This is a genomic window from Eggerthella guodeyinii (assembly GCF_009834925.2).
In the GTDB taxonomy this organism is placed as follows: domain Bacteria; phylum Actinomycetota; class Coriobacteriia; order Coriobacteriales; family Eggerthellaceae; genus Eggerthella; species Eggerthella guodeyinii.
On sequence record NZ_CP063310.1, the window covers coordinates 1,509,564 to 1,524,113 of the forward strand.

Genomic DNA, 14,550 nt, shown 5'->3' on the forward strand with positions numbered 1-14,550 from the left:
GCGGGGACGGACGGTTGAAAGTGTCCCAAAAGGGAGCTGTCCCCTTTTGGGGCATCTCGGCTCAAGCGTTCAGCACCCGCACGGCTCCGTTCTCCACGTAGAGCGCCTGCTTGTCGTCGAAGGGGCGCACGTCGAGGGCTCCGGCGTGCTCGCGGACGATACGCTCGGCGGCAGGTCCCAGCTCGCGGTTGTTCGCATGGGGCACCGGGTAGAAATCGACGAGGCCGAGCCCGACGGTGTCGCGCAGGTCGGGCGCGCGGTCGGGACGATCCATGGCGCGCGAGTACGCGATGTCGGGCGCCGCGACGATGGCCCCGGCCGACTCCCCGATGTAGAGCTTTCCCGCGCGCACCGCTTCGCGCAGCAGCTCGTCGGTTCCCGATTTCCTCAGCTCCTGCAGCAGGTAGAACGTGTTGCCGCCCACGACGAAGACGAGGTCGTTGCGCTCGAAGGCGCGCCGCATGGCCTCGTAGGGGGCGGTGGACACGTCGATCGCGTCCACGCGCAGGCCCATGCTGCGCAGCACCCATCGGCTCATGCGGGCGAGGAACCCCCGGCGCTCGACGCGGCTTGCCGTGGGGATGTAGGTGACGGATTTGCCCTTGAGGTCGGGTTCGACTTGCCTAAGGAGGCCCGTGACGCTCTGAAACAGGGAAACGAGAAGCAGTTTCTCCATAAAACCGTCCTTTCCCGCTTGACCTGAAGTGCGCTCCAGCCGCTATGGTACCAGGAAGCCGACGACGAAAGGGGTCGCGATGAACGAGATGAAGGGCACTCGCAAGGCAGCGCGCATGGATCGGCGCACGTTCGTCATGGGTGCGGCCGCGCTCGGGGCGACCGCGTTGGCAGGCGGGGCGCTGGTCGGCTGCGCAGGCGGCGGCGAGCAACCGGCGGCGGCGCCCGAACCCGCCGCGCCCGATGCGCCGCGCGCCGCGCAGCTTCCCTACGATTCGGCGTTCCCGCCGCACGAGCCTCTCGGGCGCGGTGTGGGCGCCCTGCCGGGGCGCGTCGCCTGGGTGCGCGATGCGGCGGCCGTGATCTGGGACGGATCGGGCTACTGGTGGCAGCGCGAGCACTTCGACGAGGGTGCGGTGCGGCGCATGGTGGACGATGGGATCGCCGCCACGGCGGGCGCGGACGACGCGGCGTCCGGGTGGCGGGCGCTGTTCGAGGCGCACAACGCCCGGGTCGGGCGCAGCGGCGGTTACCGGGCGGGTCAGAAGATCGCCGTCAAGGCCAACATGAACGGCGCGGGCACGAACGGCTCGGACGTCGACAGCGCCATGAGCTATACGACGCCCGTGCTGCTGCGGGCGCTGCTGCTCTCGCTCGTGGAGGATGCGGGCGCGGCGGCGTCCGACATCACGGTGTACGACGTGTGCCGCATCGTCCCCGAGCACGTGCGCGCGCTGTGCTCGGAGGGCGCGCTCGCCGACGTGCGCTTCCGCTACAACGACGAGGGCGGCCCGAACGACGTCGTCGGCGACGAGGACGCGCCGATCCGGTGGTCCGCGGACGTGGCCGGCGACGCCAACGTCGTGCCGGCGTGCGCGTCCGAGGCCGACTACCTGATCGGGCTCGCCAGCCTCAAGGGGCACTCCTACGGCCTGACGCTCAGCGCGAAGAACCACTTCGGCTCGCTCGTCAATTCCAGCCGTCTGCGCCCGCCCGAGGCCGCCGGCGTGCATCGTTTCGTGTCCGGCCAGGTCATGGGCATGTACACCGTGCTCGTCGACCTGCTGGCGAACGCGCACCTCGGCGGCAAGACGATGCTGTGGATGCTCGACGGCCTCGTGCCCGCCACGTCCGAGGGCGCATCGGTCACGGCCGAAGCCGCTCGGTGGGAGGGCGCTCCCTTCGACGGCGGCTTCGCTGCCAGCCTGCTGCTGTCCCAGGATCCGGTGGCGCTCGACTCGGTGGGCGCCGACTTCCTCATCAACCAGCCGGCGGTCACGTCGCGCAACGCCGCGCTCGACGGCAACCTGGGCGTGGAGAACTACCTGCACGAGGCCGCCCTCGTCGCCGCGCCGCCGTCGGGCGCGGCCTACCGCGACGGCGCGGGCGGCCCGGTGGGAAACCTCGGCGTACACGAGCATTGGAACAACGCGGTCGAGCGCCTCTACAGCCGCGACCGCGGCGAGGCAGAAGGCATCGAGCTCGTCCGCATACTGCGATAACGATTGAAAGGGAGCATGAAATGAACGAACGGGATATGGATCGGCGAACCTTCGTGATGGGCTCGTTCGGCTTGGGGCTGGCGGTGCTCGGCGCGGACGTGCTGGCCGGGTGCGCGGCGCCCGCCGAACCCGCAGCGGCGCCCGAGCCGGACGCCCCGGGCGCCGAGCCCGAGCCGACGCCCGCCCCGGCCTCGGGGACGAGCGGCGGACGCGCTCTCGTGGCGGTGTTCTCGTACTCGGGCACCACGCTCACGGTGGCCGAGCGCATCGCCGAGGCGACGGGAGCCGACCTCTTCCGCATCGAGACGGCGGATGCGTATCCCGACGACTACGACGCCATGATCGCCCAGGTGCAGCGCGAGCAGGACGAGGGCTACCTGCCGACCCTCGTCGGGGAAGCGCCCGATTGGGACGCCTACGACACCGTCTACCTCGGGCATCCCATCTGGTGGGGCGGCCTGCCGCACGTGATGCGGGCGTTCCTGTCGCAGCACGACCTGGCGGGCAAGACGGCGGCCCCGTTCTCCACGAGCAGCTCGAGCGGCAACGCCGCCGCCCTCGACGCCCTGCGCGAGCTGTGCCCCGAAGCCGACGTGCGCGAAGCCCTGCATCTCACGCGCGGCAGCCTTCCCGGCGCGCTCGATGAGGTGGAGCCGTGGATCGAGGGGCTGGCGCGCGCCTGATCGGCAACGCCGCCGCCCCGCGAGCGCCGCCCGCGGGGCGGCGGCGCGCTACATCACGCGCGTGCCGAAATCGGCCATGGACTCGACGAATTCCGGGTCGTAGTGGCTGAAGAACAGGCTTTCCCCCTTGTCGAGCGCGCGCAGGGCGCCCAAGTCCTCGGCGTCCAGCTCGAAATCGAACACCTGGAAGTTCTCCCGCATGCGCTCCTTGCGCACCGACTTGGGAATGACGGCCACGCCGCTTTGGATGAGGAAGCGCAGCGCCGTCTGGGCCGCCGTCTTGCCGTGCTTCGCGCCCACGGCCGCAAGCACCGGGTTCGAGAAGAAGCCGTTGCGCCCCTCGGCGAAGGGCCCCCAGGACTCGTGCGCCACGCCGTAGCGGTCCATGACCTCGCGCGCGGCGCGCTGCTGCTGGAACACGTGCGTTTCCACCTGGTTCACCATGGGCTTGATCTCGCTGAATCGGCAGAGGTCGACCAGGCGGTCCGGGTAGAAGTTCGACACGCCGATGGCACGCGCCTTGCCGGAGCGGTACGCGGCCTCCAGGGCCCGCCAGGTTCCGTAGTAGTCGCCGAAGGGCTGGTGGATCAGCAGCAGGTCGACGTAGTCGCACCCCAGCTTGCGCAGCGAGCCGTCGATGGAGGCCGCCGCGTTCTTCTCGCCGGCGTGGTAGATCCACACCTTGGTGGTGAGGAACAGCTCGTCGCGCGCCACGCCGCTCTTCGCGATGGCCGCGCCCACGCCCTCCTCGTTGTAGTACGCCTGGGCGGTGTCGATGTGGCGATAACCCGTTTCCAGGGCGTCGCTCACGCAGCGCTCGGCGTCGCCGGCGTCCACCTGGTACACGCCGTAGCCCAAAAGAGGCATGCGCACGTTGTTGCTCAAGGTGAGGTAATCCATGTCGCTTCCTTTCGTCGTGATCGGTTCTCTATGCATAGTATGCAGAGCCGAAAGAAGGAAGTACAATGCAAGAAGCGTTGTAGCCATGCATGAAACGCATAGCGGAGGTGAAGCGATGGAACTGGAACAGCTGAGGCAGCTCGAGGCGGTCGCGTCGTGCGGGACGTTTTCGGCCGCCGCGGAGCGGACGCACATCTCGCAGCCGGCGCTGAGCCGCTCGATGCAGCGCCTCGAGGCGGAGTTGGGCGCCAGCCTGTTCGCGCGTACGAAGAACAGCGTGGAACTCAACGAGGCCGGCTTGCTGGCGCTCGAGCACGCGCAGGGCATCCTGCGCGACGTCGCCCGCATGCGGGAGGCGCTCGACGGCCTGCGGGCGCGCCGCAGCATGCTGCGCGTCGGGACGTGCGCGCCCGCGCCGCTGTGGCGGCTCATGCCCGCCATCGCCGAGCGCCGCCCCGACCTCGTGGCCAATCCCGAGACCATGCCCGTGGCCGAGCTCGAACGCCGGCTGCTGGACGGCACCCTCGATTTCGCCATCGTGCCGCACCGTCCGGAGGGGGAGGGCGTGCGCAGCGCCGTGCTCATGCGCGAGGACCTGTGCGCGTTCCTGCCGAAGGGCCATCCGCTGGCGGGCCGCTCCTCCCTCTCGCTTGCGGAGTTGGACGGCGAGACGTTCCTGCTGTACGCCGGCATCGGGTTCTGGCGCGACATCTGCGAGCGCCTCATGCCGCGCGCCCACTACGTCACGCAGAGCGACTACCTGGTGTTCGGCCAGCTGGCGCGCACCTCGCCGCTGCCGAGCTTCGTCACCGACGAGTCCGAGCTGAAGCGCGCCGATCTCGACCGCGTCTCCATCCCCCTCGAAGACGCCGCCGTGCACGTGACGTTCTACCTGGCCATGCGCGAGAGGCCGGGCCACCCGCTGAACGACCTCATGGACTGGCTCGAGCGCAGGTTCGCCCTCACCGGGGGCGGCCCAGCTCCCCGATGAACGCGTCCCAGCCCGCGCGGCCGACGGCGTCGCGCTTGAAGACGCCGGTGGATTCGAGGACGGCGGCGAACACCCGGGCGACCTCCTCGCGCACGACGGGGCCGGGCGCGCCGCCCTCGGCGCCGCCGCGCGGGCCGTCCGCGCGATCCGCGGCGAGGTCCGCGCCTCGGCGGGCCAGCACGTCGGCCGCCCAGGGGGCGTGGGGCGCGGTGTCCGCGCAGGTCAGCAGGCGCGCCTCCAACTGGCGCGGGGAGCGGCCCTCGCGCACGGCCGCGCGCAGCTCGCGCTCTACGGCCGGCAGCTCGCGGGCGAGGCGGGGCGGCAGCACGGCCAGCCCCATGATCTCGACGAGGCCGATGTTCTCCTTCTTGATGTGGTGCAGCTCCTCGCCGGGATGGAAGACGCCCCACGGGCGCGCGCCGTCGGCGCGGTTGTTGCGCAGCACGAGGTCCATGACGTAGGCGGGGCCGACGCGCCGCACGATGGGGTTGAGCGTGTTGTGGCGCACGGGTGCGCCCCCGGCGCCGCGGCTGCACGCGCGCACGCCGCCCGGCTCGAACGAGAAGCCCCGCCACGCGTCCAGCACGCGCGCCGCCGCCCGCGCGAGGGCGGCGCGGTCGCGCGAGGCGAGGCGCAGCACCGACGCCGGCCATGTCACGACGCCGGCGCGCACCTCCGGCAGCCCCGGCAGCTCGACGGCGCGCTCGACGGGCGCGTTCATGAGGGGGAACGTATGGCGTCCGCCCTGGAAGTGGTCGTGGGAGAGGATGGAGCCGCCCACGATGGGCAGGTCGGCGTTCGAGCCGACGAAGTAGAACGGGAACAGGTTGACGAAGTCGAGCAGCCGCTCGAAGCCGGCCTCGTCGATCTTCATGGGCCGATGCTCCGCGGACAGCGCGATGCAGTGCTCGGGGAAGTACGCGTACGGCGAGAACTGCAGCCCCCAGCGCTCGCCGCCCAGCTCGATGGCGGCGATGCGCAGGCCCGGCTTGGCGGGGTGCTCGGGCGTGCCGGGGAACCCCTCGTTCTCCCAGCAGAGGTCGCACTGCGGCACGCCGACGCCGGCCCCCGCTCCTCCTTCGGCCCCCGCGCCTCCCGCGTCCGTCGCGCCCGCCGCCGCGGCGATGGCGCGCGGGTCCTTCTCGGGCTTCGCGAGGTTGACGGTGCACTCGAGCGGGCCGTACGCGCTCCCGCTCGTCCAGCGGATGCTGCGCGCGTCGGCCGCCCCCGCGAGGTAGCCGCTTGCAACGCCGAGGCCGTGCAGGTACACTGCCGCCTGCTCGGCCTCGCGCGCGAGCAGGCGGTCGAACGTCGCGCGCACCTCCTCGGGCGGCGGCAGCGGCGTGCTCATCGGGCGACCTGCCGGACGCGCGCTCCCGGAGCGCCTATCGACACGGGCAGGCAGGCCTCGTAGCCCAGCAGCGCGTCCATCGAGGTGCGGAACGCCGAAGCCTCGTCGCACGGCACGATGGCCAGCACGCTGCCCCCGAAGCCGCCGCCGTGGATGCGGTACGCGCCGCGCCCGCCCAGCAGGTGCGCGCACAGCGCGAGGATCACCATGGCCGGCTGCTCGTCGCCCGAGCCGTCGCCGCGCGGCGACACGTTCTGCAGGAACTGGGCCGACGATGCGCCCGATTGCCGCACGAGGCGGAGGAACGCCGCGAAATCGCCGCTCGCCAGCGCCTGCTCCTGCGCGGCCACGCGCCGCGTCTCCTCGAAGTAGTGAAGGGCGCGCAGCACCGCGCGGTCGCCGAGCTCGACGCGCACGCTCGCCAGCGCTTCCAGAAACTCCCGATAGGGAGCGTCTTCGAGCCTCTCGCGGCCGAGGCGCCGTGCGACGGCGCGCATGTCGGTGGGGATGGCCACGAATTCGTCGGTGTAGCGGGAATGATCGCAACGGCTGTCCACCAGGTACAGGGCGTGCCCGCTCGTCCGCACGTCGAAGTCGACGGGCGCCACGCGGGGCACGCTGCCCTCGAAATCGAGGCTCACGATGCCGCCGTACGCGCTTGCCAGCTGATCCTGCGCCCCGCTCGGCTTCCCGAAATGCACGTCCTCCGCCCACGATCCTTCCAGCGCGAGCGAGGTGAGGTCGCGCTCCGGAGCGGGCCCGTCCGGCTCGCACACCGCGCGGATCAGCAGCCCGAGCAGCATCTCGAAGGCGGCCGACGAGGACACGCCGTACCCTGCGGGCACGTCCGAGCACGTCACCGCGTCGAAGCCGCGCACCATGCCGCCCGCGCGCGCGAACGCCGCCGCCATGCCGCGCACGAGCGCGCGCGACGTCCCCCGCTCCTCCTCGCGCGCTTCGAGGTCGCCGACGTTCACAAGCGCCTCGCCGAAGCCCTCCATGCACACGCGGATGTCGTCGGTGCCGTTCGGCGCGGCCAGGGCGAACATGCGCAGGCCGATGGCGGTGGAGATGGTGCGCCCGCCCTGATGGTCGGTATGGTTGCCGGCCAGCTCCACCCGCCCGGGCGCGGAGGCGAACGCGAACGCGCGCCCGTCCGCGTCGCCGAACAGCGTGGCGAATCGGCACCGCAGGTGCGCGAGCGCCTCCTCCTCGGTTCTCATCGTGCGCCCCCTTCCGTCAGCTTGTCGACGCGCCTATCGTAGGTCAGAAGCCCGTTCGTCTCCTCCTCGACGTCGGACAGCTGCGTGTACACGTAGCCCGCGAGCCCCGCCTCCTCCAGCGCGTCGGCCTGCGCGAGCACCTCGCGCACGGCCGTGCGGAACGACGCGAGGTCGGGGTACGCGGCGTAGCCGTACGACGAGGCCAGCGCGCTGTGCGCGGCCAGGTGGCACGACAGCCCGCCGAACTCCGAGATGACGAACGCGCGCCGCGGCCGCGCCGCGTCGTCGTACACCTCGAGCGGCCGGAAGTAGTTGTGCACGCTCAGGAAGTCCCCGCAAGCCTGGTCGTACCAGCCGCTGACGGCGTCGATGGGACGCGTCGGGTCGAGCCCGCGCACCAGCTCCACCGCCGCGCGCGCGTCGAACTGCCCCCAGGCCTCGTTGAACAGCACCCAGGTCACGATGGACGGGTGGTTCCCCAGATGGCGCACCGTGGCGGCGCACGCGTCGGTCCACTCGGCGCGGAACGCCGCGCTGTCGGACGCGAGCCCGGGGTAGTGGCGCGGGTCGTCGTCGGCGTAGCGACCCCACGAGCCGCGGAAGAACGTGGGCTTGTAGCTGGAGTGCCACGGGTCGGGCGCCGCGCCGCCGCTCACCATGTCCTGCCACACCAGCATCCCCAGCTTGTCGCAGTGGTAGTACCAGCGGTCGCTCTCCACCTTGATGTGCTTGCGCAGCAGGTTGAAGCCGGCCTCGCGCATCGCGCGCACGTCGAAGGCCAGCGCCTCGTCCGACGGCGCGGTCATGAGGCCGTCGGGCCAGTACCCCTGGTCGAGCACGCCGCGCAGGAAGACGGGCTCGTGGTTGAGGCACAGCCGCCGCACGCCGCGCCCGTCCTCCTCCACGGTCACGGTGCGAAACGCGCAGTAGCTGTCCACCCGGTCGCTGCCGTACGACACCTCGAGGTCGTAGAGGTGCGGGTCGTCGGGGCTCCACCGGTGCGGGTCGGCGACGTCGATGGCGATCGTGCAGGCGCCGTCCTTCGGCGCCGCGGACGCGCGCCCGACCTCCACGCCGCCGTCCAGCAGCCGCACGCTCACCGCCGGCGCCGTCCCGGCTGCCGCATCCGCGCCGCCGTCCGCGCGCACGTCCGCCCGCAGCACGAGCTTCCCCTCGTCGGCCCGCGCGTCGATGGCGAGCGACTCCAGGTGCGCGTTCGGCACCGCCTCCAACCACACGCTCTGCCAGATGCCGCTCTGCGCGGTGTACCAGATGCCCCCGCGCGCAAGCCGCTGCTTGCCGCGCAGCTGCACGCCGGCGTCGCTCGGGTCGTGCACGCATACGACCAGCTCGTTGTCGCCGTCCGTCAGCGCGTCGGTGACGTCGAAGGCGAACGGCAGGTACCCACCCGCATGCGCGCCCACGCGCGCGCCGTTCACGGAGCAGGCACATGCGTAGTCCACGGCCTCGAAGTGCAGGATGCAGCGCTGGCGGGATGCGTCGAACCCCTCCGGCGCGCCGAAGCGCCGCCGGTACCACAGGAGCTCGCCCGGCTGCAGCTGCCGCCCGACGCCCGACAGGGGCGCTTCCGGCGAGAACGGCACGAGGATGTCCCCGTCCCACGCGGCGGGCGGCTCGGCGTCGCGCCACGTGCTCGCCGCGTCGGCGACGGGCGCGATCGCGTAGTCCCAGCGCCCGTCGAGCACCTCGAAAGCCGCCCGCGCGAACTGCGGGCGCGGGTGGTGCGCCGCGCGGTCGCCGCCCGCTGCGGCGAGGTCGCTCCACGGCGTGGTCAGCGGTTGCAGCGCGGCGTGCTCCGGCTTGCGCGGCGCGCTTGCGATGACGCGCTTGAGGTCGAGCATGGCTGGCTCCTTTTCGTCCCTAGTCGTTGCGTCGCCGCTGCGCGCGGATGAACGGCAGCACGGCGAACGTCAGCAGCGCCACGACGGCGCCTCCCAAGAAGATGAGCGACGACGGCGTGAACCCGTCTCCCACCACGCCGAACCCGATGGCGCCCGACGTGGCGCTCAGGGTCGAGCCGATCCACGGCCCCACGAGCATGGGGATGAGCACCGCCATGAAGATGCGGACGCCCTGGAACGCCCCCACGTAGCCGGCGGGCGTGTTGTTGCGCACCTCGGCGCCGAAGCACGCCACCGCGCCCAGGTACCCGCACAGCATGAGCACCGAGCCGACGAACACGCCCGCCGCGCTCGTGAGCAGGGTGAGCACGAGGCATCCCGCCACGAACAGCGCGAGCGGCACGACGACCGCGCGCAGGAACCCGCGGCGATCGACCCGCTTGCCGTACAGGATGGTGAACACGGCCGCGATGACGATGCCCGGGGCCATCACGAACACGTAGTTCTCGCCCAGGATGTAGGGAAGCCGCAGGTACAGCACGTAGTAGGGCATGAACACCTGCAGCGCGGTGGCGAACACGAGGTAGGCCAGCAGCACGAGGTAGAGCATCCGGTGCTCGGACACCGCGCGCGGGCGGAAGCCGTAGCGCACGTTGTCCAGGTAGCCGCCCGCCTGCGTGCGCTCGGGGCGCGAGTCCTGCATGAGCAGCACCACCACGATGCCGAGCACCACCACGGCCACGCCCACGATGGTGAAGAACAGCGGGTAGTCGTAGGTCACCGTGCCGTCGGGCCGCACGATCATGAGGAACATCGCGCCCCCGAACACGGCCAGCATCGCCAGCAGCGGCATGGCCGAGTTCACGCCCTCCACCTTGCCGCGGTTCTTCTCGGTGGTGATGTCGGTGACCCACGCGTTGAAGCACGAGTCGTTCGCCAGGCTGCCGAAGAACGTCATGACGCAGTCGAACACGATGGTCAGCGTCACGCCGAACGCCATGGCCGCCGCCGCGGTGCCGGCCAGCGCGAGCGAGATGGTCTGCAGGTACGCGAACACGATGATGGACGCGCCCCAGAGGATGGTGCCTGCGCCGATGAACGCCTTGCGCCTGCCCACGCGGTCCGACCACGCGCCCACGAACAGGGTGGTGGCCGCCGCGGTCAGCGCCGAGGCCGACACCATGAGCGCCACATCGGCGAGCGACGCGTTGAACACGTCCTGGATGAACAGGTTGAAGAAGTTGTTCTCGAGCGCCCAGGCCACCTGTCCGAAGAACGACAGCAGGATGATGAGCGTCCACGTTTTCCTCGTCAGGCCGGGGCGGGGCGAGGAGGTCTTTTCTGCATGCATGGCGGCGTCGATTCTCTTGAGGAAAACAACCTGGTGCCATCCTACCGGATTCCCGCCCGCCGCGCACGCCTTCCTTGCCGCGCTTCGCCTTCGGCTCGCGAGCCGCCCCTTCGCGATCGGCGCTTTGCCATCCTGAGCGGGGAAGCGGGCCGAAGGGTCCCGCGCTGCCTGGCAGGGGCGCATGCGGTTGGCACCGTGCCTTCTGGCAGAGATTCCGAGGTCTTTGCCGCGTCGCCTTCCCCGGGCTCGTGCCGCTCGACAAGGTGGTCGCCCGCGCGCTGCGCGACGCGCGGCGGGCGAGGCTCCCCGGGCCCGCGCTTGCGGCCCTCCGCCTTCCTGTGGTATAAACGGCGGCGTCAACACAACTTGAGGAGCATGACTTTTGTCACAAGGATGTAGCGTGGAGCTTGTCGCAAGCCGGGAGGTTTGCGAGCGTTAGTCTCCGCCGGAACCTCCCAAACAGGGCAACGACCATCAACGTTTTGGGAGAACCACCGTGAAAAAATGTAAGAGAGGCAGCGCCTTCTACCAGGCTCATGCCTGCATGGACAGCTTCATCTGCAAACAGTGCGGCCGCCTCGTCACGCCCGACGAGGCGAGAAGCCGCCATCGCAACCATTGCCCCCACTGCCTGCACAGCCTGCATGTCGACGAGCGGCCCGGCGACCGGGCGTCCGTGTGCGAAAGCGTCATGGAACCCATCAGCGTGTGGGTGCGCAACGGCGGGGAATGGGCCATCGTGCACCGCTGCAAACGCTGCGGGCACCTGAGCTCCAACCGCATCGCAGCCGACGACAACCCCGTCAAGCTCATGTCCATCGCCGTGAAGCCGCTGGCAGAGCCGCCGTTCCCTCTCGAGGGGCTCGGGGCGGACGCATGCGGCACGCCAACGCGCGAAGGGGGCGAGGCGTGATGGCGGCCGTCGACTTGCGCGCCTACGGCGTGACCGACGCGCTCATGCAGCGTGCGCGCGAGGCGTCCGGCGTCGAGGACCCCGTCGTGGGACGCGTCCTGTCCCAGGCCCACGAGCTGTATCGCGTCGTCGGCGCGCAGGGCGAGCTCTTCGCCGAAGCGGCGGGCAGGCTGCGCCATGCCGCCCGCTCGGCCGCCGACTTCCCGGCGGTGGGCGATTTCGTCCTCATGGACCGCGCGGACGACGCGGGCGGGCGCGCCATCATCGGGCAGGTGCTTCCGCGCACGAGCGCCTTCGTGCGCAAGGCGGCAGGTGCAACGCTCGAGCGGCAGGTGGTGGCCGCGAACATCGACACCGCGTTTCTGTGCATGTCGCTCGTCGGGGACTTCAACCTGCGGCGCCTTGAGCGCTACCTGACGCTCGCGTGGGAAAGCGGGGCGGTGCCCGTCGCGGTGCTGACGAAGGCCGATGCGTGCGACAGCCTGGAGCGGCGGCTGCGCGCCGTGCAGTCGGTGGCCTTCGGCGTCGACGTGCTGGCCGTGTCGTCGATGGAGGAGGGCGGCTGCGAGGCCGTGCGCCCCTACCTGCGCCCCGGCAGGACCGTCGCGCTTCTGGGTTCGTCGGGTGTGGGCAAGTCGACGCTGGTCAACCGCTTGCTGGGGGAGGACGTCCTCGAAACGCGCGCCGTGCGCGCCGATGGCCGCGGCCGTCATGCCACCACGCGCCGCCAGCTCGTGCTGCTGCCGGGCGGCGGCCTCGTGATGGACACGCCCGGCATGCGCGAGCTGGGGCTCGGGGACGTCGCCGAGGGCCTCGAGCAGGGGTTCGCCGACGTGGAGCGCCTGTTCGCCTCGTGCCGGTTCTCGAACTGCACCCACGCGTCCGAGCCGGGGTGCGCCGTCTACGAGGCCATCGCGGACGGCGAGCTGTCCGAGCGCCGCTGGCAGGCGTACCGCAAGCTGAAGGCCGAGGCCGCGTTCGCCGAGGACAAGGCCGGCTACCTGGCCCAAAAGGAACGGAAGTACAAGGATATCTCGAAAGCTGTCAAACGCCTGCCCGCGAAGCGCTGAGGTGCGGGCACCGCCGCTCTTCGGTTCCCCTCCCCGTTTGCATCCAGATGATATCGATGATATCATCTGGATGCGCTTCAAGAGAAAGGATCGCCATGCCAGACCTGCTCATTCGAAACCTCGATCACCGCGCCAAGGACGCGCTTGTCGCGCGCGCGGCGAAGAACGGCCGCTCCCAACAAGCCGAGGCGCGGGCGATCCTCGAATCCGCTTTGCAGCCTGAACCGCGCGACTGGGTGTCGATGCTCCGGAGGGCCGCTGCGTCGGCGGACGGCCTCGAGATCGAAGCTCCCGAGCGCCATCCCGCTCGCACGTTCGACGCAGCGGGCTGGCTATGAGGTACGTTGCCGACACGAACGTGGTTTCGGAGTTGATGAAACCTCACCCATCGCCTGACGTCGTCGACTGGTTCTTCGATCGCGAAGGGGAGGTGTACCTTACTTCGGTAACCGTCAAAGAGCTGTACTTCGGCATGCTGCGCCTACCGGAAGGAAAGCGCCGCCGACTCTTGGAGGAGGCCATCTCGGCAATCGTCATGGATTGCTCGGACAAGACGTTCCCCTTCGATGCGTTCAGTGCGTTTCTGTGCGCGCGCCTGCACGATCGCGCCCTTTCGAGCGGTCGCGTACCTACGATCGAAGACCTGATGATCGCCTCGATATGCCAACGCAACGAGGCGGTCCTCGCTACGCGCAACGTGCATGATTTCGATTATCTCGGCATCGAGATGGAGAATCCGTTCGAGCCTCGATAGGCGGGCGGGGCGACACGAGCGCTTCCCATGCCGCCCCGTCCGAACCCGGGCGAGGCGGCGGCGCGCGGCGCTACTTGCTGGCTTCGAGCACGGCCACGATCTCGTCGCGGTCGAGCACGTGGTAGCCGCCGTCCATGACGAACGAGCCGTCGGCGATGCCGTCGATCATGTCGTCGGTCACGCCCAGCTCGGTTATGCTCATCACGAGGCCGATCTCGCGCATCCAGCCCTCCATGCGCTCGAGCCCCTCGGCGGCCGTCTGCTCGTCGGTCTTGCCGGCGGCGTCCACGCCCCACACCGCGACCGCGAACCGGGCGAACTTCGGCAGGCCGTAGGGCATGAGGAGGCGGTAGTACGCCGGCGAGATCGCCGACAGCGTCATGCCGTGCGTGGCGTCGGTGTACGCGCCGATGGACTGGCCGATCATGTGCACCATCCAGTCGGTGGACTTGCCCTTCGCGATGAGCGTGTTCAGCGCCCAGGCCGCCGTCCACATGATGTTGCTGCGCGCCTCGTAGTCCTCCGGGTCCACCGCGGCGATGCGCGACGAGTGCACGAGCGAGCGCATGAGCCCCTCGGCCAGGTAGTCCGAGGTGTTGTCGTCGTCGCCCGAGAAGTACTGCTCCAGGATGTGCGACATGATGTCGAAGATGCCGGCGACCATCTGGTAGCGCGGCACGGTGAACGTGAGGCGCGGGTTCAAAACGGCGAACCTCGGGAAAACCTCCTCGCCGAACACGTGGCCGATCTTCTGCTTCGTCGCGCGGTTCGTGATCACCGAGCCGCCGTTCATCTCGGAGCCGGTGCCCGTCATGGTCAGCACGCTGCCCACGGGGATGATGCGGTTCTCGGGCTCCTCGAGGCGCGCAAAGTACTTCTCCCACGGGTCCTCGTCGCACCAGGCCGACACGCTCACGGCCTTCGCGTAGTCCACCGTCGAGCCGCCGCCCACGGCCAGGATCAGGTCGACGTCGTTGTCGCGCGCCACCGCGCAGCCTTCCAGCAGCTTCTCCACGGTGGGGTTCGGCATGACGCCCGGCACCTCGAACACCTCCTTGCCGCACCGCGCGAGGATGCCGCGCACCTCGTCGTACAGGCCGGTCTTCTTGATGGAGCCGCCGCCGTATGCCAGCAGCACGCGGTCGCCGTAGCGCGCCAGCTCCCCGTGGAGGGAGTCGAGCGCGTCCTCGCCGAAGTACAGCTTGGTGGGGTTGACGTAGCTGAACGTTCCTAACATGTGCATCTCCTATCGCGAATCATGATCGTGCGTCCGTT

14 protein-coding genes are annotated in these 14,550 nt (G+C 70.3%); 7 read left to right on the plus strand and 7 right to left on the minus strand.

Going from position 1 to position 14,550, the window contains the following annotated elements; all coding sequences use genetic code 11:
• Positions 1 to 61: 61 nt before the first annotated feature.
• Positions 62 to 676 (minus strand): Type 1 glutamine amidotransferase-like domain-containing protein, encoded by a 615-nt coding sequence (locus tag GS424_RS06170; RefSeq protein ID WP_160943198.1) that lies wholly within the window; start codon positions 674 to 676, stop codon positions 62 to 64.
• Positions 677 to 755: 79 nt separating this feature from the next.
• On the opposite strand from GS424_RS06170, the gene GS424_RS06175 reads away from it, so the two are divergent.
• Positions 756 to 2,177 (plus strand): DUF362 domain-containing protein, encoded by a 1,422-nt coding sequence (locus tag GS424_RS06175; protein ID WP_244977691.1) that lies wholly within the window; start codon positions 756 to 758, stop codon positions 2,175 to 2,177.
• A 35-nt stretch (positions 2,178 to 2,212) separates the two neighbouring features.
• Positions 2,213 to 2,860: a flavodoxin gene (locus GS424_RS06180; RefSeq protein ID WP_244977692.1), complete on the plus strand. Its 648-nt coding sequence runs from the start codon at positions 2,213 to 2,215 to the stop codon at positions 2,858 to 2,860.
• A gap of 48 nt (positions 2,861 to 2,908) precedes the next feature.
• Here GS424_RS06180 and GS424_RS06185 read toward each other — a convergent pair whose 3' ends face one another.
• Entirely contained in the window at positions 2,909 to 3,760 is an 852-nt protein-coding gene (locus GS424_RS06185) for an aldo/keto reductase (protein WP_160943200.1), read from the minus strand.
• Positions 3,761 to 3,875: 115 nt separating this feature from the next.
• Here GS424_RS06185 and GS424_RS06190 point away from each other — a divergent pair, with 115 nt between their 5' ends.
• Complete coding sequence (locus tag GS424_RS06190; RefSeq protein ID WP_160943201.1) at positions 3,876 to 4,751, plus strand: LysR family transcriptional regulator; 876 nt, start codon at positions 3,876 to 3,878, stop codon at positions 4,749 to 4,751.
• Here GS424_RS06190 and GS424_RS06195 read toward each other — a convergent pair.
• Genes GS424_RS06195 through GS424_RS06210 form a run of 4 tightly spaced genes read right to left on the minus strand, consistent with a single transcriptional unit; the run spans position 4,723 to position 10,538 of the window.
• Entirely contained in the window at positions 4,723 to 6,102 is a 1,380-nt protein-coding gene (locus GS424_RS06195) for a galactose-1-phosphate uridylyltransferase (RefSeq protein ID WP_160943202.1), read from the minus strand. The genes GS424_RS06190 and GS424_RS06195 overlap by 29 nt on opposite strands.
• The gene (locus GS424_RS06200) at positions 6,099 to 7,325 is read right to left on the minus strand and encodes a galactokinase (RefSeq protein WP_160943203.1); all 1,227 of its coding nucleotides are present in this window, start codon (positions 7,323 to 7,325) and stop codon (positions 6,099 to 6,101) included. The genes GS424_RS06195 and GS424_RS06200 overlap by 4 nt, the downstream gene beginning before the upstream one ends.
• Complete coding sequence (locus GS424_RS06205; protein WP_160943204.1) at positions 7,322 to 9,187, minus strand: glycoside hydrolase family 2 protein; 1,866 nt, start codon at positions 9,185 to 9,187, stop codon at positions 7,322 to 7,324. Before GS424_RS06205 ends, GS424_RS06200 begins: the two co-directional genes overlap by 4 nt.
• 19 nt (positions 9,188 to 9,206) lie before the next feature.
• Complete coding sequence (locus GS424_RS06210; RefSeq protein WP_160943205.1) at positions 9,207 to 10,538, minus strand: MFS transporter; 1,332 nt, start codon at positions 10,536 to 10,538, stop codon at positions 9,207 to 9,209.
• A 496-nt stretch (positions 10,539 to 11,034) separates the two neighbouring features.
• On the opposite strand from GS424_RS06210, the gene GS424_RS06215 reads away from it, so the two are divergent.
• The 4 genes from GS424_RS06215 to GS424_RS06230 all read left to right on the plus strand — a co-directional run bounded on the left by GS424_RS06215 (position 11,035) and on the right by GS424_RS06230 (position 13,275).
• Complete coding sequence (locus GS424_RS06215) at positions 11,035 to 11,451, plus strand: RNHCP domain-containing protein (RefSeq protein ID WP_218958885.1); 417 nt, start codon at positions 11,035 to 11,037, stop codon at positions 11,449 to 11,451.
• Positions 11,451 to 12,521, plus strand: coding sequence for a ribosome small subunit-dependent GTPase A (rsgA, locus tag GS424_RS06220; protein WP_160943206.1), 1,071 nt, complete (start codon positions 11,451 to 11,453; stop codon positions 12,519 to 12,521). The genes GS424_RS06215 and rsgA overlap by 1 nt, the downstream gene beginning before the upstream one ends.
• Before the next feature lie 95 nt (positions 12,522 to 12,616).
• Positions 12,617 to 12,859, plus strand: coding sequence for a FitA-like ribbon-helix-helix domain-containing protein (locus tag GS424_RS06225; protein ID WP_160943207.1), 243 nt, complete (start codon positions 12,617 to 12,619; stop codon positions 12,857 to 12,859).
• The gene (locus tag GS424_RS06230; protein ID WP_255466636.1) at positions 12,856 to 13,275 is read left to right on the plus strand and encodes a type II toxin-antitoxin system VapC family toxin; all 420 of its coding nucleotides are present in this window, start codon (positions 12,856 to 12,858) and stop codon (positions 13,273 to 13,275) included. Before GS424_RS06225 ends, GS424_RS06230 begins: the two co-directional genes overlap by 4 nt.
• 70 nt (positions 13,276 to 13,345) lie before the next feature.
• On the opposite strand, the gene GS424_RS06235 is transcribed toward GS424_RS06230, so the two are convergent.
• A complete protein-coding gene (locus GS424_RS06235; protein ID WP_160943209.1) occupies positions 13,346 to 14,512 on the minus strand; it encodes an iron-containing alcohol dehydrogenase in 1,167 nt (388 codons plus the stop codon).
• Positions 14,513 to 14,550: the final 38 nt, after the last annotated feature.

Excerpts from the sequence above, each read along its gene's own strand:
- GS424_RS06170 (WP_160943198.1), bottom strand. The coding sequence starts at position 676 with ATGGAGAAACTGCTTCTCGTTTCCCTGTTTCAGAGCGTCACGGGCCTC.
- GS424_RS06175 (WP_244977691.1), top strand. The coding sequence starts at position 756 with ATGAACGAGATGAAGGGCACTCGCAAGGCAGCGCGCATGGATCGGCGC.
- GS424_RS06180 (WP_244977692.1), top strand. The coding sequence starts at position 2,213 with ATGGATCGGCGAACCTTCGTGATGGGCTCGTTCGGCTTGGGGCTGGCG.
- GS424_RS06185 (WP_160943200.1), bottom strand. The coding sequence starts at position 3,760 with ATGGATTACCTCACCTTGAGCAACAACGTGCGCATGCCTCTTTTGGGC.
- GS424_RS06190 (WP_160943201.1), top strand. The coding sequence starts at position 3,876 with ATGGAACTGGAACAGCTGAGGCAGCTCGAGGCGGTCGCGTCGTGCGGG.
- GS424_RS06195 (WP_160943202.1), bottom strand. The coding sequence starts at position 6,102 with ATGAGCACGCCGCTGCCGCCGCCCGAGGAGGTGCGCGCGACGTTCGAC.
- GS424_RS06200 (WP_160943203.1), bottom strand. The coding sequence starts at position 7,325 with ATGAGAACCGAGGAGGAGGCGCTCGCGCACCTGCGGTGCCGATTCGCC.
- GS424_RS06205 (WP_160943204.1), bottom strand. The coding sequence starts at position 9,187 with ATGCTCGACCTCAAGCGCGTCATCGCAAGCGCGCCGCGCAAGCCGGAG.
- GS424_RS06210 (WP_160943205.1), bottom strand. The coding sequence starts at position 10,538 with ATGCATGCAGAAAAGACCTCCTCGCCCCGCCCCGGCCTGACGAGGAAA.
- rsgA (WP_160943206.1), top strand. The coding sequence starts at position 11,451 with ATGGCGGCCGTCGACTTGCGCGCCTACGGCGTGACCGACGCGCTCATG.
- GS424_RS06225 (WP_160943207.1), top strand. The coding sequence starts at position 12,617 with ATGCCAGACCTGCTCATTCGAAACCTCGATCACCGCGCCAAGGACGCG.
- GS424_RS06230 (WP_255466636.1), top strand. The coding sequence starts at position 12,856 with ATGAGGTACGTTGCCGACACGAACGTGGTTTCGGAGTTGATGAAACCT.
- GS424_RS06235 (WP_160943209.1), bottom strand. The coding sequence starts at position 14,512 with ATGTTAGGAACGTTCAGCTACGTCAACCCCACCAAGCTGTACTTCGGC.